Source organism: Stenotrophomonas sp. YJH_SMC_27 (genome assembly GCF_059369815.1).
Genome location: NZ_JCAFTA010000003.1, coordinates 19395 through 39980, shown reverse-complemented (window position 1 = coordinate 39980; position 20586 = coordinate 19395). Strand labels below are relative to the sequence as shown.

Annotated in this window: 24 protein-coding genes; 10 read left to right on the top strand and 14 right to left on the bottom strand. The window is 67.5% G+C overall.

From position 1 onward, the window contains the following. Position 1: 1 nt before the first annotated feature. The 6 genes from AC5P7R_RS06185 to AC5P7R_RS06160 all read right to left on the bottom strand — a co-directional run bounded on the left by AC5P7R_RS06185 (position 2) and on the right by AC5P7R_RS06160 (position 4772). Positions 2-721 carry an HAD family hydrolase gene (locus AC5P7R_RS06185; protein ID WP_227854329.1) on the bottom strand — a complete coding sequence of 240 codons (720 nt, stop codon included), beginning with the start codon at positions 719-721 and terminating at the stop codon, positions 2-4. 31 nt (positions 722-752) lie between these two features. After that, on the bottom strand, positions 753-1862 hold the full coding sequence (locus tag AC5P7R_RS06180) for an AI-2E family transporter (RefSeq protein WP_019661808.1): 1110 nt from the start codon (positions 1860-1862) through the stop codon (positions 753-755). A 67-nt stretch (positions 1863-1929) separates the two neighbouring features. After that, the gene (locus tag AC5P7R_RS06175) at positions 1930-2397 is read right to left on the bottom strand and encodes a hypothetical protein (protein ID WP_021204736.1); all 468 of its coding nucleotides are present in this window, start codon (positions 2395-2397) and stop codon (positions 1930-1932) included. After that, positions 2394-2864: a phage holin family protein gene (locus AC5P7R_RS06170; RefSeq protein WP_019661806.1), complete on the bottom strand. Its 471-nt coding sequence runs from the start codon at positions 2862-2864 to the stop codon at positions 2394-2396. Before AC5P7R_RS06170 ends, AC5P7R_RS06175 begins: the two co-directional genes overlap by 4 nt. A gap of 8 nt (positions 2865-2872) precedes the next feature. Continuing rightward, positions 2873-3238, bottom strand: a complete 366-nt coding sequence (locus AC5P7R_RS06165) for a hypothetical protein (protein WP_010486932.1) — start codon at positions 3236-3238, stop codon at positions 2873-2875. 100 nt (positions 3239-3338) lie between these two features. Further along, entirely contained in the window at positions 3339-4772 is a 1434-nt protein-coding gene (locus AC5P7R_RS06160; RefSeq protein ID WP_495213792.1) for a Do family serine endopeptidase, read from the bottom strand. A 490-nt stretch (positions 4773-5262) separates the two neighbouring features. On the opposite strand from AC5P7R_RS06160, the gene AC5P7R_RS06155 reads away from it, so the two are divergent. Beyond that, positions 5263-6156, top strand: a complete 894-nt coding sequence (locus AC5P7R_RS06155; protein ID WP_495213791.1) for a histone — start codon at positions 5263-5265, stop codon at positions 6154-6156. A 106-nt stretch (positions 6157-6262) separates the two neighbouring features. Beyond that, complete coding sequence (locus tag AC5P7R_RS06150; RefSeq protein ID WP_021204738.1) at positions 6263-6955, top strand: hypothetical protein; 693 nt, start codon at positions 6263-6265, stop codon at positions 6953-6955. Positions 6956-6970: 15 nt separating this feature from the next. On the opposite strand, the gene AC5P7R_RS06145 is transcribed toward AC5P7R_RS06150, so the two are convergent. Further along, on the bottom strand, positions 6971-7330 hold the full coding sequence (locus AC5P7R_RS06145) for a DUF1428 domain-containing protein (RefSeq protein WP_005407745.1): 360 nt from the start codon (positions 7328-7330) through the stop codon (positions 6971-6973). A 281-nt stretch (positions 7331-7611) separates the two neighbouring features. On the opposite strand from AC5P7R_RS06145, the gene AC5P7R_RS06140 reads away from it, so the two are divergent. Both AC5P7R_RS06140 and AC5P7R_RS06135 read left to right on the top strand, forming a co-directional pair. Next, positions 7612-8184: an OmpO family porin gene (locus AC5P7R_RS06140; protein ID WP_021204739.1), complete on the top strand. Its 573-nt coding sequence runs from the start codon at positions 7612-7614 to the stop codon at positions 8182-8184. 190 nt (positions 8185-8374) lie between these two features. Next, complete coding sequence (locus tag AC5P7R_RS06135; protein ID WP_021204740.1) at positions 8375-9052, top strand: response regulator transcription factor; 678 nt, start codon at positions 8375-8377, stop codon at positions 9050-9052. A gap of 6 nt (positions 9053-9058) precedes the next feature. On the opposite strand, the gene AC5P7R_RS06130 is transcribed toward AC5P7R_RS06135, so the two are convergent. Further along, positions 9059-9448, bottom strand: a complete 390-nt coding sequence (locus AC5P7R_RS06130) for a DUF6165 family protein (RefSeq protein WP_031270855.1) — start codon at positions 9446-9448, stop codon at positions 9059-9061. Positions 9449-9627: 179 nt separating this feature from the next. Between AC5P7R_RS06130 and AC5P7R_RS06125 the strand changes: the two genes are divergently transcribed. Then, positions 9628-10326, top strand: a complete 699-nt coding sequence (locus AC5P7R_RS06125; protein ID WP_021204742.1) for a TorF family putative porin — start codon at positions 9628-9630, stop codon at positions 10324-10326. Here AC5P7R_RS06125 and AC5P7R_RS06120 read toward each other — a convergent pair. Continuing rightward, positions 10323-11471 (bottom strand): MFS transporter, encoded by a 1149-nt coding sequence (locus AC5P7R_RS06120; protein ID WP_329842601.1) that lies wholly within the window; start codon positions 11469-11471, stop codon positions 10323-10325. The genes AC5P7R_RS06125 and AC5P7R_RS06120 overlap by 4 nt on opposite strands. Before the next feature lie 143 nt (positions 11472-11614). Between AC5P7R_RS06120 and AC5P7R_RS06115 the strand changes: the two genes are divergently transcribed. Continuing rightward, a complete protein-coding gene (locus AC5P7R_RS06115; protein WP_021204744.1) occupies positions 11615-12502 on the top strand; it encodes a LysR substrate-binding domain-containing protein in 888 nt (295 codons plus the stop codon). Here the strand turns inward: AC5P7R_RS06115 and AC5P7R_RS06110 are convergent. Next, the gene (locus tag AC5P7R_RS06110) at positions 12471-12938 is read right to left on the bottom strand and encodes a YehS family protein (RefSeq protein ID WP_019661796.1); all 468 of its coding nucleotides are present in this window, start codon (positions 12936-12938) and stop codon (positions 12471-12473) included. The two genes, AC5P7R_RS06115 and AC5P7R_RS06110, sit on opposite strands and share 32 nt — an antisense overlap. Before the next feature lie 84 nt (positions 12939-13022). On the opposite strand from AC5P7R_RS06110, the gene AC5P7R_RS06105 reads away from it, so the two are divergent. Together AC5P7R_RS06105 and AC5P7R_RS06100 are read left to right on the top strand one after the other, a co-directional pair. After that, positions 13023-13517, top strand: coding sequence for a hypothetical protein (locus AC5P7R_RS06105; RefSeq protein WP_021204745.1), 495 nt, complete (start codon positions 13023-13025; stop codon positions 13515-13517). 99 nt (positions 13518-13616) lie between these two features. After that, complete coding sequence (locus AC5P7R_RS06100; RefSeq protein ID WP_021204746.1) at positions 13617-14369, top strand: SDR family NAD(P)-dependent oxidoreductase; 753 nt, start codon at positions 13617-13619, stop codon at positions 14367-14369. Positions 14370-14497: 128 nt separating this feature from the next. Here AC5P7R_RS06100 and AC5P7R_RS06095 read toward each other — a convergent pair whose 3' ends face one another. From AC5P7R_RS06095 to AC5P7R_RS06080, 4 genes are all read right to left on the bottom strand, one after another. Beyond that, positions 14498-15397 carry an SPOR domain-containing protein gene (locus AC5P7R_RS06095; protein ID WP_058981913.1) on the bottom strand — a complete coding sequence of 300 codons (900 nt, stop codon included), beginning with the start codon at positions 15395-15397 and terminating at the stop codon, positions 14498-14500. A 21-nt stretch (positions 15398-15418) separates the two neighbouring features. After that, positions 15419-17107 carry an arginine--tRNA ligase gene (gene argS, locus AC5P7R_RS06090; RefSeq protein ID WP_495213790.1) on the bottom strand — a complete coding sequence of 563 codons (1689 nt, stop codon included), beginning with the start codon at positions 17105-17107 and terminating at the stop codon, positions 15419-15421. 114 nt (positions 17108-17221) lie between these two features. Continuing rightward, the gene (gene radC, locus AC5P7R_RS06085; protein ID WP_026347232.1) at positions 17222-17926 is read right to left on the bottom strand and encodes a RadC family protein; all 705 of its coding nucleotides are present in this window, start codon (positions 17924-17926) and stop codon (positions 17222-17224) included. A gap of 70 nt (positions 17927-17996) precedes the next feature. Next, positions 17997-18623 carry a response regulator gene (locus tag AC5P7R_RS06080; RefSeq protein WP_019661790.1) on the bottom strand — a complete coding sequence of 209 codons (627 nt, stop codon included), beginning with the start codon at positions 18621-18623 and terminating at the stop codon, positions 17997-17999. A 228-nt stretch (positions 18624-18851) separates the two neighbouring features. Between AC5P7R_RS06080 and coaBC the strand changes: the two genes are divergently transcribed. Continuing rightward, the gene (gene coaBC, locus AC5P7R_RS06075; protein WP_111097663.1) at positions 18852-20114 is read left to right on the top strand and encodes a bifunctional phosphopantothenoylcysteine decarboxylase/phosphopantothenate--cysteine ligase CoaBC; all 1263 of its coding nucleotides are present in this window, start codon (positions 18852-18854) and stop codon (positions 20112-20114) included. Then, positions 20111-20584 (top strand): dUTP diphosphatase, encoded by a 474-nt coding sequence (gene dut / locus AC5P7R_RS06070; RefSeq protein ID WP_005411999.1) that lies wholly within the window; start codon positions 20111-20113, stop codon positions 20582-20584. Before coaBC ends, dut begins: the two co-directional genes overlap by 4 nt. Positions 20585-20586: the final 2 nt, after the last annotated feature.

Below are 20586 nucleotides of genomic sequence, written 5' to 3'. Positions count from 1 at the left end.
GTCAGGTACTCCGGAGTGCGGCGGCGTCGAGGTTGGCATCCAACCAGTCGGCCAGGCCGGTGAGGGTGTCGAACTGCAGGTCCGGCTGCAGCTGCGGATGGGTCCAGGTGGCTGCCTCGCGGTTGATCCAGCACCCGCGCAGGCCGGCGGCAATCGCCCCGGCCACGTCCATGTCGGCATGATCGCCGACGTGCAGTACCTGTGCCGGCGCGACACCCAGTCGGGTGCAGGCAGCGTGGAAGATGCTGGCTTCGGGCTTGGCCGCGCCGTGCTCGCGCGCACCCAGCTGGAAGGCGAAATGATGGGCCAGGCCGACCCGTTCCAGGTCGGCATTGCCATTGCTCAGCGCCGCCACCGGAATCCGCGCGGCAATCCGTGCCAGTGCATCGATCGCATCGGGATAGCACTCCACCTGGTTGCGTGCGGCGTAGAACACTTCATACGCAGGCTCCAGCAGATCGAGGCTGGCACCGCTGGTGTGCAGTGCTTCGTGCAGGGTCAGCCGGCGCAGCGCACTCAGGTCGTGGTGGAGGTGCGGATGGGCGTGGTACAGCCGCTCGCGCAGTTCGCGCATCGCCTCCACCGGATACATCGCGGCGGTAGCGGGGCTGTGTTCGCACATCCAGGCGTGCAGGACCTGTTCGATGCGGGCGCCGATCGGAGCGAACGGCCACAGCGTGTCGTCAAGGTCGAGGGTGATGGCTTGGACGGGGAAATTCACCCCGCCATTCTACCCCTGCCCGCGCGGGCTTTCATTCCAGCAGGCGTGCCCAGCCCTGCATGCCGTCCAGGCGTGCCAGCACCAGCTTGATGCACACCAGCAGCGGCACCGCCAGCAGCAGCCCGATCATGCCCCAGGCCCAGCCGAACACCATCAGCGCCAGGATCAGCACCAGCGGCGACAGCTTCATCCGACGGCCCAGCACGATCGGGGTCACCATCTGCCCTTCCAGTGTGTGCAGGCCCAGGTAGGCGGCTGCGGGCAGCAGGGCCTGCAGCGGGTCGCGGAACTCGACGAAGCCCATCAACAGCATCAGCGCCACGCCGATCAGCGGACCCACATACGGCGCAAAATTCAGCAGCGCGGCCACCGTGCCCCACAGCAGCGCTTCCTGCAGGCCGATACCGAGCAGCATCAGCACGCCGGCGAACACCAGCCCGACCAAGGTGTTGATCACGCTGATGGTCAGCACGTAACGCGAGACCTCGCGTTCGATCGAACGCAGGATGTCGGTAGTGAAGCGCTGCTGCTGGCGGTTGGGGAACAGGGCGATCGCCGCGCGCTGCAGGCTCTGCCCGTAGATCATGAAGAACAGCGTCAGCAGCACCACGGCCAACACCGAGGCAGCCAGCCGCGGTGCACGGGTCAGCATGCGGTAGGGGTCGTCGAGCTGGGTGCGGATCACCTGCACCTTGTGGTTGCTGTCACCGCCGGCCACACGGGCGAAGTTTTCCGCCGCCTGGTTGGCCTGCTGCACCGGCTTGGTCAGGTTCTGCACCTGGCGGGCGACCTTGCGCAGCTGCTGCGGTGCTTCCTGCGCCCATTCCATCGCCGGTCCGATCAGCTGCACGGCCAGCGAACCGGTCACGCCCAGGCCCGCACCGAGGATCAACAGCGCGCCCAGCGCGCGCGGAATCCACAGCTTCTGCAGCAGGCGCAGGATGGGATTGCCGACCAGCGCGAAGAACATCGCAAGCAGCACCGGCAGGATGATGTCCTGCGCCGCCCATAGCGTATAGCCCACGGCCAGGGTCGCCAGCACAACCAGCGACATCGGTCCGCGTGGGCGCGACGGGGGCGGCAGCGGTGCCTCGGATGCGTCGTGGCCGGCCGGTGACGGGGACAGGGAGGACTCGCTCATCGACGCATCAGCCGGAAAGGGGAGCGCATTATCCGCCGGCCGCGACCGGCGCGGCGGATTCCAGGGATCAACGTTCGGACAGCTCGGTGGCCGCCTCGGCCGGGCGCGGTTCGCGCAGGTCCGGTTCCGGCTCCGGCTCCGGCACAGCTCGCGCTGCCGCTGCGGGCCGTGCTTCAGCGGCGGAGGCCGCTGCGTGTGCCTGTTCGCTGGCATCGCCGGCTTCTTCGGCCGCATCGTCGGCGGTGGCCGCCGCCTGCGCCGCCATCGCCGTGGCGAACGCCGCCTGCGCACTGGCGAACAGGTTCGAGACCGAACCCACCATCTGCAGCCAGCGCGCACCGTTGACCTTGCCCGGCATTTCCAGCTTGCCGGCAATGAAGCCACCGGCCAGGCCCACTACCACGATGCGTAGTGGCGACCAGCCCTGGCGCCAGACCTGGCCGAGCGTGGACCAGTGGTCCTGGGTCTCGACCAGACGCACGGTTACCACCTGTTCGCAGCGCTTCACCCGACGCTGCAGCGCACCGAACTTCATGGCTTGCCCTCTGGCAGCTCCACATCGGCATCGGGGTCGTCTTCGCTGGGCTCGTCGAACAGGCCCAGGCGGGACAGCTGGCGCCGGGTGGCGTGCATGCCGGTGTGGTGGAAGAAGTAGGACACCCGCCAGATCGCATAACCGGTGACGGCCAGGCTCAGCAGCGAGGTGATCAGCAGTGCCTGCAGCCAGCTCAGGCCCCAGCTTTGCAGCAGCGCGATAAGGGTGGCGGCCATCAGCAGCCAGGCCGACGCACCAAATACGATCGCTACGCCGGCCCAGGCCAGCGCGCGGCCGAAGGCACTGCGTGCCAGCGCGAAGTCGGCCGAGGCCAACCGGCGCAGCGAACGCAGCGAGTGCTTGGCCGAGTCGGCAGCGGCACGACCGGCCGCGCCGACCTGGCGGATGCTCTCATCCAGCGGCGGGGTAGCCGCCGGATCAGGGGCTTGCGCGTTGTCTTCGCTCACGCCGCGGCTTACTTGTCGCTGCTGCCGCGGGCCAGCTTGGCGATGATCCAGCCGGCCGCGAAGGCAACACCGAACGAGGCCAGCGGACGCTCACGGATCAATTCGGCGGCGCTGTCGATCAGGTCCTTGCCCTTGTCCATCAGCGCATCGACCTGCTCCTTGGCGGCGGCACCACCAAACTCGGCAGCGGCCAGGCCGGACAGTGCACTGTCGGACAGTTCAGCCTTGACGTTGGCCTTGCCGATGCGCAGTTCGTCGGTCGCGGCACCGGTGGCGCCCTTGATCGCACCGCCGGCGGCGCTGGCGGCCTGCTTCAGGTGGGAACCGGCTTCACCCAGGTGTTCCTTCAGGTTCTCGGTATTGGTGGGGCTCATCGAATCACTCCTGTTGCGATGGGGGAACGGCGTCGGCGGTGCCGACCTGGACTGACAGCAATAGCATTGCCGGGGTATAGGGGGTGTTACGGCAGGGCGATCAGCGCATCACGAGCTGGCCCTGCTGCTGGCCGTTGTTGCGCAGCACGCGCACCACCAGGGTCGGCGGGCGTTGCTGGAAGTTGGCGCGCCAACTGGCCAGGTCGGCGAATTCGCCCACGGTGGCGTCGGTGATGATGTCGCCCTGCTGCAGGCCGTTGCTGGCAGCGCGGCTGCCGCGCTTGACCTCGCTGACCAGCACGCCGCCGACACCGGATTGGCGCAGTGACTCGGGCAGGTCGACGAAGGTCGCGCCGGTCAGGCGCGGGTCCAGGCTCTCACCGGTGACCGCGCGCGCCTGTTCCTTCAGTGTCGCCTTGATCTGCAGTGGCTTGCCTTCGCGGCGTACGTCCAGCGTCATCGCGCTGCCGACGGCCGCCAGGCCTTCCACGTTGTGCAGGGCCTCGGCGCTGTCCACGCGCTGGCCGTTGGCCGACACCACCACGTCGCCCGGCTTCAGCCCGGCTGCGGCGGCGGCCGAGCCGACCAGCACGCGGGTGATCAGCGCACCGCGGGTTTCGCCCAGGCCCAGGCCCTGCGCGATCTGCGCGGTCAGGTTCTGGCTTTCCACGCCCAGCGTGCCGCGCACCACCACGCCGTGCTTGACCAGCTGGTCGACCACGCTGCGCGCCAGGTTGGAAGGAATCGCCAGGCCCAGGCCGATGTTGCCGGCCATGCTGCCCTGCGGGTTGAAGCTGGCGGTATTGATGCCGACCAGCTGGCCCTGCAGGTCGACCAGCGCGCCACCGGAGTTGCCCGGATTGATCGACGCATCGGTCTGGATGAAGTTCTGGTAGCCCAGCCCGCGGATGCCGCTGCGGCCCACCGCCGAAACGATACCCGAGGTAACGGTCTGGCTGAAGCCGAACGGGTTGCCGATGGCCACCACGAAGTCGCCTACGCGCAGCTGGTCGCTGTTGCCGAGCTTGATGTCGGTCAGGTTCTGCGCCGGGATGCGGATCAGCGCGATGTCGGTATCGCGGTCCGAGCCGAGGAACTCGGCCTTGACCGTGCGCCCGTCCGCCAGTGTCACCTGTACGTCATCGGCGTTGTCGATGACATGGTGGTTGGTCAGCACCAGCCCCTCCTTGGCGTCGATGATCACGCCCGAGCCCAGCGATTCGTTGATGCGTTCCTGTGGGATATCCGGGAACAGGCGGCGGAAGAATGGGTCGTTGAAGAAGGGGTTGCGCACGCGCACCACCTGCTTGGTGTTGACACTGACCACCGCCGGCATTGCCTTTTCCAGCATCGGTGCCAGCGACGGCACCGCCTGACCGGCCACCGAAGCCGGCAAGGCCGCCGTGGTCGGCAACACCGCCGGCAGCGGCGCGGCGTCGGCACGGTTGTCCATGTGGGCATTGATGCCGGTGGCAACGAAGCCACCGAAGGCGGCGGCGATTGCGAGCGTGAGCAGGGTAGGAAGCGGTCGCATGGGAGTCGGTTCGCTGGCGTGGGTGGGGGCGGTACGGCCCTACGGTAGAACAAGCTGAATGAGTGTGTCGCGATCTGGATAAATGCGCCATGAAAACGCCATGCCCGGAACCCGGGCCAACATCGCTACCGTGGGCCGCAGGCGGCAACGGCGGAGGTTCCTCGCACTGTGCCGACGTCTGCCCAAGCGCGTGGGTATGCAGGCCGATGCTTGCGCAGTTCTGCGCATCCCGATGCCGCGATGCGCCATATCGCATGCCTTTCGCTACGTCCGGGCGGGTGTGCGCACGCAGCCCCTGCCGCTGCCCGTATCGTGCGGCGCAGCACTGAAAAAAAGGGGTTTCCCGTCAACACATCGTACTCGCGAGGGTACCCGACTACACCATTGCCGTCGCATCAGATGCGATTGCTCGTGCGTGCCCCGTTCCACGATCGTCAATGTCGGTATAGCATCGCCCCGTTTTGATACTTAAGGCCCCCAGGAGGGCAACATGAGCAACGGTAATGGTGTGTCGGTCGTGACCGACGCCGTCGAGAACGTCAAAGAAACCGCCACCAACGTTGGCGAGACCATCGCCCACGCTGCCGAAGACGCAGTGCAGTCGGTCAAGAAGACCGTCAAGCGCGCCACCAAGGCTGCCGGTACCCGCGTTGCCAAGGCCAAGAAGGCCGTGGCCAAGGTCGAGAAGACCGTTGCCAAGAAGGCCGAGAAGGCTGCCAAGTCGGTCGGCAAGACTGTTGCCAACGCCAAGAAGAAGCTGGAAGCCGCCAAGAAGAACGCCAAGGCCGAAGCCGCTGCGCTGAAGAATGAAGTGGCCAAGAAGAAGGCGGCTGCAGGCAAGGCTGTGACCAAGAAGGCCGCCGCTGCCAAGAAGACCACCAAGGCCGCCACCAAGGCTGCCGGCAAGAAGGTCGCCACCGCGAAGAAGGCCGCCACCAAGAAGGCTGCCGTCGCCAAGAAGGCCGTCGGCAAGAAGACCGCTGTTGCCAAGAAGGCAGTTGGCAAGAAGGTCGCTACCGCCAAGAAGGCCGTGGCCAAGAAGACCGTCGCCGCCAAGAAGGTTGCTGGCAAGAAGGCCGTGGCTGCGAAGAAGGTCGTCGGCAAGAAGGTTGCCGCCACCAGGAAGGTCGCCACCAGGAAGACCACGACCGCCAAGAAGGCTGTCGGCAAGAAGGCTGCCGTCGCCAAGAAGGCCGTCGGCAAGAAGACCGCCGCTGCCAAGAAGGCTGTCGGCAAGAAGACCGCCGTTGCCAAGAAGGCAGTGGGCAAGAAGGTTGCCGCCACCCGCAAGACGGTTGCCAAGAAGGCTGCGCCGCTGAAGAAGGTCGCCGCCAAGAAGGCTCCGGCCAAGAAGGCCGTGCGCAAGGTCGCCAAGCGCAAGTAATCGCGCCGTGACCGAAGGCCCTGCCACCCCCGGGTGGTGGGGCCTTTCGCGTTTCAGGGACGCGGTATGGAGCAGGATGCAGGTTCTTCCTGCTGGAGCCCGGGGCATGCGCGGTATTGACTTCAGTTCCTGGCAGGGCGTGCTGTCCACCTTGGCCGGCCTGGTCCTGATCACCCTGCTGGGCGTGGGCATCCGCCTGCTGGTGATGCAGACCCTGCAGCAGCGCCGCGAGCGCGAGAACCGGCAGATCAACGAACGGCTGCGCACGCTGATGGCGGCCTACAAGACCCTGGGCGGTTCGTTCACCGGCGAACTGGGTGTGGACCCCAGCCATCGCCGTGACCTTCGCCAGCGCGAGGATGCAGAGGGCATTGCCGAGCCCCGCTCGGATCGCGCGCGCCGCATCCGTGATGCCGTGGAAGCGGCGTTGTCGGACATCCTGCTGCTGGGCACCGACGAACAGGTGCGGCTGGCCGCGCGTGCCGCCAATGAACTGGCACAGGGGCGGCCGGTACATACCCATGAACTGGTGGTCTCGCTGCGCGACTTCGTGCGCGAAGCGCTGGATCTGGCGCCGATTCCGACCGACCTGCAGATACCGCCGCAGGGGCCGACCCGGCCGGGGGGCGCCAGTGTCGGCGGCAAGGGCCGCAACGACGGCGACGCCAAGGGCGGTCGTGCGGGTGGAGGAGGTGGCGGTGGCGGAATGGGCGCTGGGATGGGCGGTGTGGGCCTCGGCGCTGGCGCCGCACTGGGCGCCGGCCATGCCGCTGCCAGCGATGAAACGGACGCGCGCTGAGCACGTCCGCCCGGTTCAGCGCGTCAGTTCGTAGATCGGCACGAAGCCGCCGTAGATCATCCGCGCGCCGTCGAACGGCATCGGATTCGTCGCCGGATCAAACCTTGGGTCTTCCATCATCTTCTTCATGCCGGCGTCGCGGGTCGGCTTGTCCGGCCATTCGATCCAGGAAAACACCACCGTCTCATCCGGCGTGGCTTTCACCGCGCCGAAGAAGTCGGTGGTCTTGCCGTGCGGCACGTCATCGCCCCAGCACTCGACCACGCGCAGCGCGCCGTATTCGATGAAAACGGGATCTCCTGTGCGTGCGTGGGCGAGGAACTTCTCCTTGTTGGCGGTGGGCACCGCCAGGACGAAACCATCGATGTAGCTCATTGCCTGCCTCCGGATGGACCGTGCCGCATGCACGGCCTTCAAGTACCCGACGAACCAGGGCGTCGTGGATCGACATCCTGCAACCGGCAGTCGTTGTGCCGATGAAATGCACGCGCGCCGCGCGCGTATGCCAGAAACAGCCTGAATCAAGCCAGAAAATTCAGCAATGCGAAGACCGCTGTTTTCAGGGAGCGTTGTGGCGAATAACGGAGAATTTACATTCCCGATGCGATGGCGCCCTAGCGCTGCTGCACACCATAAGAAAGTAAAGGTGTACCCCCATGAAGAATTCGCTGATTGCTCTGGCCCTGGCCGCTGCCCTGCCGTTCACCGCCTCGGCTGCTGAGAACCTGTCGTACAACTATGCCGAAGCCGACTACGCCAAGACCGACATCGATGCGTTCAAGGCCGACGGCTGGGGCGTGAAGGGCTCGTACGGCTTCCTGCCGAACTTCCACGCTTTCGGTGATTACAGCCGCCAGGAAATCGACCACACCAACATCAAGCTGGACCAGTGGAAGATCGGCGCCGGCTACAACGTTGAAATCGCCCCGACCACCGACTTCGTTGCTCGCGTTGCCTACCAGAAGCGCGACCAGAAGCACGGCCTGGACTTCAACGGCTACAGCGCTGAAGCCGGTATCCGCACCGCCTTCGGTGCCCACGCCGAAGTCTACGGCATGGTCGGCTACGAAGATTTCTCGAAGAAGCACGGCATCAATCCGGAAGGCCAGTGGTACGGCCGCCTGGGTGGTCAGGTCAAGCTGAACCAGAACTGGGGCCTGAACGGCGAGCTGAAGATGAACCGCGACGGCGACAAGGAATACACCGTCGGCCCGCGCTTCAGCTGGTAATTGCTTCCTCGGCGCGCCTGCGCGCTGAAGATGCCTCGACAGGCCCGGCTCATGCCGGGCCTGTTGCGTTGTGACGACCCGAAACCGCAGCTGAGCATGTTCCGAGGCCGCTGCTGCGTTGCAATAAATTGGATTCCGCTGCTCCCGGCGCGGCCCTACGGTGGGCACTTCGTATCGTCGGATCCATGTGATGCCGCCTGCCGTTCCCGCTCTGCCCCTCGATCGGCCCCGCCGCCTGGCAATGCTGGCGCCGCATCCCGTGCTGCGTCTGGGGGTGGAGGTGGTGCTTTGCCAGCACGGTGGCGTGCAGGTCTGTGGCAGCTTCACCCGCGAAGCTGATCTGCTCGATCTGCTGCAGCGCCAGCCGGATGGCATCGACCTGCTGCTGATCGACCTGCTGGCGCCCTATGGTCCCGAACAGGGCCTGTCCCTGTTGCGGCTGTTGTCGCGGCGCTGGCCGCTGCTGCCGGTGCTGGTGCTGTCTGCGCACTGCAATGCCAGCATGGTGACCATGGCGATGCAGGCCGGCGCGCGCGGCTTCCTGTCAAAGGGAACCACGCCGGCGATGCTGCGGCGCGCGGTGGAGGTACTGGCCCGTGGCGGCCGCTTCGTGCCCCCGGAGCTGCGCACGCAGCTGAACCGATCACGCATGCGGCGCACACCGGCGCCGGTGCTGACGCCCTTGAGCCGACGTGAGCGCGAGGTGCTCCGGCTGGTCCTGCAGGGCTGCACCACCGGGGAGGTGGCGCGGCGCTTCGGGCGCACGGCCAGTACGGTCAGCACGCAGAAGCGGACGGCGTACGAGAAGCTGGGCATTCACAGCGATGGTGAGCTGTTCCGCATCCGGCACCTGCTCGAATGCGGATGAGCGGGCTTACTCGCCCTGGTACTGCTTCTCTTCCACCAGGGCCGAACCGGCCACGCGGTTGATCTCGTTCTTCACCTGCACGCGCTCGCCATTGGTGCCATAGACACCGCGTGCCAGCTGGATGAAGCCATCGTCGAACACCTGGGCCGCTTCCTTGTCGCGCAGCTGGTCCTGGATGTCCCACATGCGCTCGTTGATTGCCTTCAACTGCTGCTTCAGCACGGCCAGCGCCGGCTGAGCCTGCAGCTGCTGCTGCAGCAACGGCAGCAGGCCGTCCAGCTCGGTGCGCACGTTGCTCAGCTTGGCCGCATCGTCGATGCGTTCGGCCTTGATCTCGAGAATGGTGATCTTGTCGATCAGCTCGCCGATCGATACCGGGGTCAGGATGGCGTCCACGCGGTTGGTTCTCTGGAAACAGGGCACCATGATACCGCGCTGCCGGCATGTGGCCCCGATTCACGGGATTTACGCCGAATTTGCGCCGCGGCCCCGGCAGCACCCTCGATCCGTTACGGCCACCGCCTCGACACTGCGTTCCCGGCGGCATAACCGCCTTCGACGAGGAACACAGTGCAGTGAACAGCAAGGGGATGATGGCGGCGGTGGTGGCCGCCCTGGCAGGGCTGCTCGGGATCGGCAGCGCGCAGGCACAGGTACAGGTCAGTGGCAGTGCGGCGTTGACCAGTGACTACGTGTGGCGTGGCAGCTCGCAGAGCGACGGCGACCCGGCGGTGCAGGCGGGTGCGAAGGTTTCGATCCCATCGGGTTGGTACGCCAGCGTGTGGGGCTCCAACGTTTCGTTCAAGCCGGACAATGGCGCGCGCAGCGAGTTCGACCTGGTGGCCGGCTGGTCCGGTGCGCTGGCCCCGGACTGGACACTGGATGCCAACCTGACCCGCTACATGTACCCGGGCACCGGCCGCGCGCTGGACTGGACCGAACTCAGCACCACGGTGAGCTGGAAGCAGCGCGCCTGGTTGCAGGTCGCCCATTCCAACGATGCGTTGGCCGGTGGCCATCGCGGTACCTATGCCCAGCTGGGCGTGCGCGTGCCGCTGCACGAGCGCGTCCGCCTGGAAGCAGCGGTGGGCCAGTACTGGCTGGCCACCGCGCAGGGCCCGGACTACCTGCATGGGCAGCTCAGTGCCATTGCCACGCTGGCCCCGGCATGGGAGCTGCGTGCCACCGTGCATGACACCGACAGTGCGGCCAAGCGCCTGTTCCCGGGCAATGCCGGTGGACGATGGGAGCTGGCGCTGCAGGGCAGTTTCTAGTCGGCCACCGAGGCCTGGCGCGCATGCAGCGCGCCGGGCAGCCACAGCAGCAGGGCCAGCACCGCCACCGCAGCACCGGCTACGCAGACGCCGGTCCAGCCGAAGCGCTGGTAGACCTGCGCCGACAGCAGCGAACCCAGCGAACCGCCGATGAAGTAGCCGGTCATGTAGCCGGCATTGAGGCGGTTGCGCGCTGCCGGTTGCAGTGCATAGATCAGGTTCTGGTTACTGACGTGCAGCAGCTGCGCGGCCAGGTCCAGCACCACCACGCCGACCAGCAGCGCCAGCAACGAGTGGGCCGACAGCCCCAGTGGCAGCCACGAGAGCAGCAGCAGCGCCAGCGCGATGGCGGTGGCACGCCCGGTCTGGCCACGGTCGGACATGCGGCCGGCCAGGCCGGCCGCCAGCGTGCCGGCCGCGCCGACCAGCCCGAACAGGCCGATGGTGGCGTCGCTGTAGGCATACGGCGGCTGTGCCAGCAGGAACGCCAGTGGCGTCCAGAAGATCGCGAACATGGCGAAGCTGCAGGCCCCCAGCAGGGTGCGCTGGCGCAGCACCGGTTCCTGCACGAACAGCACGCCGATCGAGCGCAGCAATGCGAAGTAGCCAAGGCCGGCGCTGTGGTGGAAGCGCGGCAGGCCGCGCTGCAATGCCAGTGCGGTCAGCACCAGGGTGGCAGCGGCGATCGCGTACACCAGGCGCCAGTCGCCCAGGCTGGAAAGCAGGCCGGCCACGGTACGTGCCAGCAGGATGCCCAGCAGCAGGCCGCTCATCAACGTGCCGACCACGCGACCGCGATGTTCCGGCGCGGCCAGCGTGGCCGCGAACGGCACCAGCACCTGGGCGACCACGGAGAACAGGCCGGTGATCGCGGTGCCCGCCAGCAGCCAGGCCAGCGACGGCGCACAGGCACTGATCACCAGCCCGCCGGCGGACAACAGGCTCATCACCACGATCAGGCGCCGGCGTTCGAACAGGTCTCCCAGCGGCACCAGCAGGATCAGTCCGGCGGCATAGCTCAGCTGCGCGGCGGTGACCACCATGCCGACCTGGCCGAACGGCACACCGAAGGCATCGGCAATGGTATGCAGCAGTGGCTGCGCATAGTAGTTGCTGGCCACGGCCACGCCGGTGGCGACCGACATCAGCAGCACCTGCCAGCGGTGCAGGGGGGGGAGGGACGGACTCACGCGGTATTCCACAAAGCGGGGTGCACAGTGTCCGCCTGCTGCGACCATGATGGAAATGAATCATCATCATCCATGCCATCTGGAAACGAGATAGCTGGATGAATCTCAAGCAGCTCGAATTTGCCGTCGCCCTGGCCGAAGAGGGCAATTTCACCCGTGCCGCCGAACGCTGCCACGTGGTGCAGTCCGCGTTGAGCCACCAGATTGCCTACCTGGAGCAGGAACTGGGCACGCCGCTGTTTGAACGCCTGCCGCGCCAGGTACGGGCGACGGCGGCCGGTGAGGCGCTGCTGGTGCACGCACGCCAGGTGCTGGCCAGCCTGCGCCACCTGCGCGCTGACGTGGCCGCGGTGAGTGGCGAGGTGCGTGGCCTGCTGGCGATCGGGCAGATTTCCTCGCTGACCGGCATCGACGTGGTGGCGATGCTGGCAGCCTTCCAGCAGGCGCACCCGCAGGTGGAGTTCCAGCTGCGGGTGGACAAGAGCGAGGATCTGATCGCGCAGGTGCAGTCGCGTGAATTGGACGTGGCACTGGTGGGGTTGGCGCCCTCGGCCGGCCTGGACGGGGTCTGCCACCAGATGCTGCAGGAAGAAGACCTGGTGGCGGTGCTGGCGCCGTCGCACCGCTTGGCCCGGCGCAAGCGGCTGCCCTTGACCGAACTGCAGGATGAAGCGCTGGTCGACTTCCCGCGCGGCACCGGTGCGCGGCGGCAGACCGACGATGCCTTCGCCGCCGCCGGCCTGCCGCACGCGGTCCGCTTCGAGGTCAACCTGATGGAACTGGTCGAGCGCTTCGTCCGCCATGGGCTGGCGGTCGGCATCGTGCCGGCGTTGATCGCCGAAGGCTTTGAAGGCGTGGTGCGGATTCCGCTGCAGCCGACCCCGACCCGCCGCGTGCACCTGGTCTGGCAGCGGCTGCCGACACCGGCGGCGCGGGCGTTCGTCGAGGCCGTGCTCAGCCGCGCAGGCGCAGGCTCAGGCCCTTGAGGAAGTTGCGCAGCATCTGGTCCAGGCAACGCCGGTAGTTGGCGTGCCCGGGTTGGCGGAACAGTGCGCCCACTTCCGACTTGGAGACATTGAAACCGGCGCTGGCGAAGATCTCCATCAGATCGACGTCGCGCAGCTGGAACGCCACGCGCAGCTTCTTCAGCACCAGGTTGTTGTCGATGCGGGTCTCCACCGCGCGCTGCGGCTGGTTCTCGTCGCGACCGCGCAGGTGCACGATCAGGCCGTCGAGGAAGTGCGCCAGCGCGCTGTCGCTCATCGCCTCGAAACCGGCTTCGTCCTCGCGGCGCAACCAGGCCTTCACCTGCTCGGTCTCCACGGCGAAGGCCGGGTCGGCCATCTGGCACAGGGCCACCACGTGGTGGTCGCCCAGGTCCAGGGAGTAGCGCACGCTGCGCAGGACATCATTGTTGATCATGGTCCAATTGTAGCGGCCCCTGGCGTGTCACCGGAGTGTCATCGAACTGCAGCATCGTGGGCACTCGTTCGCTGAGACCCTTGCATGCGCCGGTATCTGTTTTCCGCACTGCTGCTCGCCAGCAGCTTCGCTGCCTTCGCCCAGGACCGCTTCGTACCCGTCGAGCGGCGCCTCAGTGCATCCCAACTGGCCGAGGTCGGGCTCAGTCCAGCGCAGTTGCAGGCACTGAACCGGGTACTGCGCGAGGCAGAGCGCGCGGCCACCGGGCCGACGGCAGCGGTGGCCCCGGCCCCCGCCGCTGCGCCGCTGCCTGCCAATGTGCCGGCACCGGCAGCAATGCATCTGGGCCTGGAAGAAGGACCGGTCAATGCACGCGTGGTCGGAGAGGTCGCAGGCTGGCAGCCCGGCACGCTGTTCACCCTTGATAACGGCCAGCAATGGCAGGTGATGAAGGGGCAGATGAAGCTGCGCAAGGTGCTGCAGTCGCCGCAGATCGCCGTTGTTCCAGGAATTGCCGGGCGCTGGTTCCTGCAGGTCGACGAAGACCTGCCCAAGGCCCGGGTATTCCGCGTGCGCTGAGCCGCGCACGCCTCGGGCGTGGTCAGCCGGCATCGGCAACGCAGGGGCGGGCCGACGGTGCCAGAATGGGCGTCCGGTTTTTCCCCCTGGAGTTGCCTGATGACCCGAACTGTCCTGATTACCGGCGCCACGTCCGGCTTCGGCGCCGCCGCCGTCCACCGCTTCGCCCAGGCCGGGTGGAAGGTGATCGCCACCGGCCGCCGCGGCGAACGCCTGCAGCCGCTGGTCGAGCGCTACGGCAAGGACGTGGTTCACGCCGCCGCCTTCGACATCCGCGATCCGGTGGCGATGGAGGCGGCCCTGCTGGCACTGCCGCCTGCGTTCGGCCAGATCGATCTGCTGGTCAACAACGCGGGCCTGGCACAGGGTACCGCGCCGGCACAGAGCGCCAAGCTGTCGGACTGGACCACGATGATCGACACCAACATCACCGCGCTGGTGACCTTGACCCATCGCCTGCTGCCGCAGCTGGTGGAGCGCAAGGGCGCGATCATCAACATCTCGTCGGTGGCCGGCGTCTACCCGTACCCGGGTGGCAACGCCTACGGTGGCACCAAGGCGTTCGTCAGCCAGTTCTCGCTGGGCCTGCGTTCGGACCTGCACGGCACCGGCGTGCGCGTGACCACGATCGAGCCGGGTATGGCTGAAACCGAGTTCACCGTGGTGCGTACCCATGGCGACCAGGCGGCATCGGACAAGCTCTATACCGGCGCCAACCCGATGACCGCTGAAGACATCGCCGAACAGATCTTCTGGGTGGCCAGCCTGCCGCCGCACCTGAACATCAATCGCCTGGAGCTGATGCCGGTCAGCCAGTCCTTCGCCGGTTTCCAGGTCGCCCGCGAAGGCTGACCTGCGTCGCGGGTCCCGTAGAGCCGAGCCTATGCTCGGCTTCGTCTGGATTCAGCCGAGCATGGCTCGGCTCTACAGAAACGAAAAAAGCCGGGCAATGCCCGGCTTTCTCGTTCACAGCGGCAGGCTTACTGCGCCTTGATCGCCATCGCCTGCAGGCCGGTGCCATCCAGCTTCTGCTTGGCTTCGGACAACTCGCCGGCGCTCCCATACGGTCCCATACGCACGCGGTACACGGTCTTGCCGTTGATCTGCGCCGATTCCACGCGTGCCGCCAGGCCCATCATCGCCAGCTTGGCCTTGGTCGCCTCGGCATCGCCGGAGGCACCGAACGCACCGGCCTGCAGGATGTAGCGGGCGTTGTCGGCGGCAGCCGGTGCAGCAGCTGCCGGAGTACCGGTCGCTGCCGGTGCGGCTTCCGCACGTGCTGCAGGCGTGGCCGCGGCGCTGCTGGTCGACGCCGTTGGGGTGCCGGCTGCAGGCGTTGCCGCCGCCGGGCGTTCGCTCAGCGGTGCCGGCAGCGGACGGCTGGTCGCGGTCACCGGGGCGGTGCTGGCCACGCTGGCCGTGGCTGTGGGTGCTGGCGCCGCGGGCGGCGGAACCGGCTTGCCTTCCAGTGCAGCCTGCGCGCGCTGCGCTTCGGCCCTGGCCCGGCGCTGGTCTTCGGCACGCGCGCTGGCGGCCAGTTCGGCGTCGGACATTTCAACTTCCTTGCCCGGCAGCAGGGTGTAGAAGTCGTACTGGGTCGCGGCCGGCTTTTCCGGCTCGGCCGGCTTCGGCGTAGCCGGCTGTGCGGCCGGCTGGGTGCCGACATCGCTGTCGGCGTCAGCGACCGGGGCCGGCTGCGCGTTCGGGTTCGGCTGCGGACCGGCGCGAAGGAAGCCATCGCCTTCGCCCTTGAACAGGTTCGGCGCCGCCAGGAACACCACGGCTGCAATCGCCACGCCAGCGACCAGCCACACCCATCCGGGTGTTCCCTGGCTGCTGCTGTTGCGTCGTGCCTGGTTTTTGCCGCGTCGTGCTGCCATGTGTACTGCGTCTCCTGATGCTTACATTTTTTCCGGGGCGCTGACGCCCAGGAGTTCGAGGCCGTTGGCCAGCACCTGGCGCGCGGCGCAGGCCAGGGTCAGCTTGGCGTTGCGATCGGCGGCATCTTCCACCAGTACCGGCGTTCCGTGATACCACGTGTGGAACGCGTGCGCCAATTCACGCAGGTACTGCGCCACCAGATGCGGCTCCAGCGCCACGCCGGCCGCCTCCACCACTTCCGGGTACCGCGAGATCTCGTTCATCAGCAGCAGCGAAGCGTCGTCGGCCAGGCGGCCGAGGTTGGCCAGGCCATCAGCCTGTTCATACACCAGCCCCTTCTCCTGCGCCTGGCGCAGCAGACTGCAGACGCGGGCATGCGCGTACTGCACGTAGAACACCGGGTTGTCGTTGCTCTGCTGGCGGGCCAGGTCGATGTCGAAGGTCAGCTGCGAATCGGGCTTGCGCGCGATCAGGAACCAGCGGGTGGCATCGCGGCCGGCTTCCTCGATCAGGTCACGCAGGGTGAAGTAGCTGCCGGCACGCTTGGACAGCTTCACTTCCTCGCCGCCACGCATGACGGTGACCATCTGGTGCAGCACGTACTCCGGCCAGCCCTGCGGAATGCCCACTTCCATCGCCTGCAGGCCGGCGCGCACACGCGCCAGCGAGCCGTGGTGGTCGGCACCGAGTTCGGTGATCGCGCGCTCGTAGCCGCGCTGCCACTTGGACAGGTGGTAGGCCACGTCCGGCACGAAGTAGGTGAAGGTGCCGTCGGACTTGCGCATCACGCGGTCCTTGTCGTCACCGAAGTCGGTGCTCCGCAGCCACAGCGCGCCGCCCTCCTCGTAGGTATGCCCCGACGCCTGCAGCTTGGCCACCGCTTCTGCCACCTTGCCGTCGGCGTACAGCGAGCTTTCCAGGAAATAGATGTCGAAGTCGACGCCGAACGCGGCCAGGTCCAGGTTCTGCTCGTTGCGCAGGTAAGCCACGGCGAAGCGACGGATCGCCTGCATGTCGTCCGGGTCCTTGGCGCCCACCACGGTGCTGCCTTCCAGATCAACGCTGGCACCGGCCATGTAGGCGCGGGCGACGTCGACGATGTACTCACCGCGGTAGCCACCTTCCGGCCAGCCGTCCTGGTCCGGCGCGATGCCCTTGATCCGTGCCTGGGTGGACAGCGCCAGGTTCTCGATCTGCACGCCGGCGTCGTTGTAGTAGAACTCACGCTTGGCGTTCCAGCCGTTGGCATCTAGCACTCGCGCCACGCAGTCGCCAATCGCCGCCGCGCGGCCATGGCCGACATGCAGCGGGCCGGTCGGGTTGGCCGACACGTACTCCACGCCCACCGTGCGGCCATTGCCGGACAGGTTGCGGCCGTAGTCGTGGGCTTCCTTGATGACCGACGCGGCTTCACGCTGGTACGCGGCCGGGGCCAGGTGGAAGTTGATGAAGCCGGGGCCGGCGATCTCGACCTTGCTGACGTCCTCGCTGCGCGGCAGCGCCTCGACCAGCGCCTGCGCCAGTGCGCGCGGATTGCTGCGCGCGGCCTTGGCCAGCAGCATCGCGGCGTTGGTGGCGAAGTCGCCGTGGTCGCGGGTCTTCGGGCGCTCGACCACGAAGTCCGGCGGCAGGGAGTCGGCGGGCAGGGTGCCATTGGCGCGCAAGGCTTCGATGCCTTGGCTGATCAGGGCGCGGAGGAGATTTTTCACGAGGCCTGCTGTGAGAATGAGCGGCGGAATCGCCCATTTTAGCGCATGTACCCGCGCCCACGCTGACCAGAACATGCCTGCGGGGGCGGCCGGTGGCGCCTGAAGGGGGCGCGCTCAGCCGAACAGCCGAGGCTGGGGCGGGGACAGCAGGCCCCGTTCAGCAAATGAAACGGGACGGCCCTCGCCGACCACGAAGTGGTCCAGCAGGCGCACGTCCACCATCGCCAGCGCCTGCTGCAGTTCATCGGTGATGCGGGTATCGGCGCTGGACGGTTCAGGGTCGCCCGAAGGATGGTTGTGGCTGAGGATCACCGCCGCCGCGTTGTGCAGCAGGGCACGCCGGACCACCTCGCGGGGGTAGACCGGCGCGGCGTTGATGGTGCCGTGGAACAGCTCTTCGCAGGCGATCAGGCGGTGGCGGTTGTCCAGGAACAGGGCCATGAAGATTTCCCGCGCCTGCCCTCGCAGGCGGTGCTGCAGATAGCGGCCGACCGCGGCAGGGTTGTTACCCACCGCTTCGCCGTGCTCCAGCTCAGCCGCCAGGTAGCGATGGGCCAGTTCCAGCCCGGCAGCCAGCGTACAGCTGCGCGCCGGGCCCAGCCCGGGCAAGCGGGCCAGTTCGCCCGCGGGACGGTCGAGCAGCACCCGCAAGGGGCCATGCGCCTGCAGCAGGTCGCGCGCGGTCTGCACGGCATCACGGCCGCCGAAGCCGGAGCCGAGGAACAGGGCCAGCAGCTCGGCGTCGGAAAGTGCCGTGGGCCCGCGCGCGATCAGCTTCTCGCGGGGACGTTCCTGTTCGGGCCAGTCGTGGATGGGCATGCCTGCATCATCGCCAGCTTCGGCGGCGTCTCCCATCGGGGCTTGCCGCGGTCCCGGGTCGGTCGATACCTCAGTCGCGCCGGGTCTGCAGGTAGTCGAACAGTTCCTGGTTGTTCTGCAGCCCCAGCTTGCGCTTGGCTTCGGCCTTCTGCCGGCTGATGGTCTTCGGGCTGCGCCCACAACGCTTGGCGACTTCGTTCACGTTGAGCCCGGTCGCCAGCAGATCCAGCACTTCCTTCTCGCGTGCCGACAGCGGTGCCGGTTCGCGCGGGAACAGCAGGTCGCGGGCCTGCAGGTGATGGCGCAGCTGCTGGGAGACGAATACGTGCCCGGCCAGTGCGGCGTTCAGCGCCTGGGGCAGCTCGGCGAAATCGGCGCACTTGTCGACCAGGCCACTGATGCCCTCCCGCAGCAGGCCGTCCAGCAGGCCGGGATGGCGGGCGCCGGTGAGCACCACCACCGGCAGGCCAGGGCGACGCATGCGCAGCGCGTCGATCAGCTCCGGACCGTCCGGGCCGGCACCCGGCATCGACAGGTCGGTCAGGACTGCATCGCAGTCGTGGCGGTCCACCAGGTCCAGCAGCTGGGCGCCGTCACGCGCACTGCCGACGATGTCCATCAGGTAGGTCTGCAGCACGATGGCGATGCCATGCAGGACCACGGGATGGTCGTCGGCAATGATGATGCGTGGACGCACGCGGTTCCTCGAAGATCGAACAGGCCACGGCGGGCGGCAGCCAATGCCTGATTCTGCAAAAGCGCAGGCCCCTGGAGGTATAGGAAAGGTCCGAAACCGATACCGGGTGAATGCCGGGTCAATGCAGGCGGGCTCCATCTGCTGATAGCCGCCCGCTATGTGCACCGGGCACCGGGACATTACCGACCTTCGGGTAAGCTAGCGCCCTCGTTTGCACAGGAATTCCAGGTGGCTGACTCCCCCAACGCTTCTCCCGCGCCGGCCCGCGCGCTGGAAGGTCAGAAACTGCTGTTGTGCGTCGGAGGCGGGATCGCGGCCTACAAGGCCCTGGAACTGGTGCGGCGCCTGCGCGACGCCGGTGCCCAGGTGCAGGTGGCGATGACTGCCGGTGCCCAGCAGTTCGTCACTCCGCTCAGCTTCCAGGCGCTGTCCGGGCAGCCGACCCGCACCACGCTGTGGGACAGCGCCGCCGAACAGGCCATGGGCCATATCGAACTGGCGCGCTGGGCCGATCGCATCGTGGTCGCCCCAGGTACCGCCGATCTGCTCGCGCGGCTGGCCCAGGGCCACGCCGATGACCTGGTCAGCACGCTGTGCCTGGCCAGCACCGCGCCGCTGACGATCTGCCCGGCGATGAACCACCGCATGTGGCTGCATCCGGCCACCCAGGCCAACATCGCCCTGCTGCGCCAGCGCGGCGCGCAGGTGATCGGCCCGGTCGACGGTCCGCTGGCCGAAGGCGAATCCGGTCCGGGTCGTCTGGCCGAGCCCGGCGACATCGTCGCCGCGCTGGCGGCCAATGGCAGTGCTGCAGCGGCGGTTGCCGCACCGGAAACCCACGCGCTGCAGGGCCTGCGCCTGCTGATCAGCGCTGGCCCGACCTATGAAGACATCGATCCGGTGCGCTACGTCGGCAACCGCAGCAGCGGCAAGATGGGCTTTGCCTTGGCTGCGGCCGCCGCGACGATGGGCGCCCAGGTGGTGCTGGTCAGCGGCCCGGTGCAGCTGCCGACGCCTCCCGGCGTGCAGCGTGTGGACGTGCGCTCGGCCGCGCAGATGCGTGATGCCGTGCTGAAGTCGTTGCCGGCCGACATCTATATCGGTGCCGCTGCGGTGTCCGACTACACACCGCGCCAGGTTGCACCGCAGAAGCTGAAGAAGACCGCCGAGAGCCAGTCGCTGGTGATCGAGCTGGTGCGCACGCCGGACATCCTGGCCGAAGTTGCCGCGCAGACGCAGTCGCTGAAGCTGGTGGTCGGCTTTGCCGCCGAAACCCACGACGTGGAGAAGTATGCGCGTGGCAAGCTGGTCGACAAGCGCCTTGACCTGGTGATCGCCAACCAGGTCGGCATCAGCGGCGGTGGTTTCGAGAGCGACAACAATGCCGCCACTGCCTTCTGGCAGGACGGTGAACAGGTATTCCCGGCCACCTCCAAGCGCGAGCTGGCCGAACAACTGCTGGCGCTGATCGCGCGGAGACTCCAGGCATGACCCAGGCTTTCACTTCCCAACCCCTGCAGGTCAAGCTGCTCGATCCGCGCTTTGGCGACAGCTGGCCGCTGCCGGCCTACGCCACCGAAGCCAGCGCCGGCATGGACCTGCGCGCGGCGCTGGATACCGCGCTGACCCTGCAGCCGGGCGACACCGCGCTGGTGCCCAGTGGCCTGGCCATCCACATCGCCGACCCGCACCTGTGCGCGGTGATCCTGCCGCGTTCGGGGCTCGGCCACCGCCACGGCATCGTGCTCGGCAATGGCACCGGCCTGATCGACGCCGACTACCAGGGACCGCTGCTGATCAGCGTCTGGAACCGCGGCCGCGAGGCATTCACCATCGAGCCGGGTGATCGCATCGCGCAGCTGGTGGTGGTGCCGATTGCCCGCGTCAGCCTGCAGGTGGTGGATACTTTCACCGACAGCGTGCGCGGAACGGGTGGATTCGGCCATACCGGGGTGCGTTGACA

Excerpts from the sequence above, each read along its gene's own strand:
- dut (WP_005411999.1), top strand. The coding sequence starts at position 20,111 with ATGACCCAGGCTTTCACTTCCCAACCCCTGCAGGTCAAGCTGCTCGAT.
- AC5P7R_RS06100 (WP_021204746.1), top strand. The coding sequence starts at position 13,617 with ATGACCCGAACTGTCCTGATTACCGGCGCCACGTCCGGCTTCGGCGCC.
- AC5P7R_RS06135 (WP_021204740.1), top strand. The coding sequence starts at position 8,375 with ATGCCGCCTGCCGTTCCCGCTCTGCCCCTCGATCGGCCCCGCCGCCTG.
- AC5P7R_RS06165 (WP_010486932.1), bottom strand. The coding sequence starts at position 3,238 with ATGAGCCCCACCAATACCGAGAACCTGAAGGAACACCTGGGTGAAGCC.
- AC5P7R_RS06110 (WP_019661796.1), bottom strand. The coding sequence starts at position 12,938 with ATGATCAACAATGATGTCCTGCGCAGCGTGCGCTACTCCCTGGACCTG.
- AC5P7R_RS06145 (WP_005407745.1), bottom strand. The coding sequence starts at position 7,330 with ATGAGCTACATCGATGGTTTCGTCCTGGCGGTGCCCACCGCCAACAAG.
- AC5P7R_RS06150 (WP_021204738.1), top strand. The coding sequence starts at position 6,263 with ATGCGCGGTATTGACTTCAGTTCCTGGCAGGGCGTGCTGTCCACCTTG.
- AC5P7R_RS06155 (WP_495213791.1), top strand. The coding sequence starts at position 5,263 with ATGAGCAACGGTAATGGTGTGTCGGTCGTGACCGACGCCGTCGAGAAC.
- AC5P7R_RS06095 (WP_058981913.1), bottom strand. The coding sequence starts at position 15,397 with ATGGCAGCACGACGCGGCAAAAACCAGGCACGACGCAACAGCAGCAGC.
- AC5P7R_RS06180 (WP_019661808.1), bottom strand. The coding sequence starts at position 1,862 with ATGAGCGAGTCCTCCCTGTCCCCGTCACCGGCCGGCCACGACGCATCC.
- AC5P7R_RS06175 (WP_021204736.1), bottom strand. The coding sequence starts at position 2,397 with ATGAAGTTCGGTGCGCTGCAGCGTCGGGTGAAGCGCTGCGAACAGGTG.
- AC5P7R_RS06140 (WP_021204739.1), top strand. The coding sequence starts at position 7,612 with ATGAAGAATTCGCTGATTGCTCTGGCCCTGGCCGCTGCCCTGCCGTTC.
- AC5P7R_RS06160 (WP_495213792.1), bottom strand. The coding sequence starts at position 4,772 with ATGCGACCGCTTCCTACCCTGCTCACGCTCGCAATCGCCGCCGCCTTC.
- radC (WP_026347232.1), bottom strand. The coding sequence starts at position 17,926 with ATGCCCATCCACGACTGGCCCGAACAGGAACGTCCCCGCGAGAAGCTG.
- AC5P7R_RS06120 (WP_329842601.1), bottom strand. The coding sequence starts at position 11,471 with ATGTCGGTCGCCACCGGCGTGGCCGTGGCCAGCAACTACTATGCGCAG.
- AC5P7R_RS06115 (WP_021204744.1), top strand. The coding sequence starts at position 11,615 with ATGAATCTCAAGCAGCTCGAATTTGCCGTCGCCCTGGCCGAAGAGGGC.
- AC5P7R_RS06105 (WP_021204745.1), top strand. The coding sequence starts at position 13,023 with ATGCGCCGGTATCTGTTTTCCGCACTGCTGCTCGCCAGCAGCTTCGCT.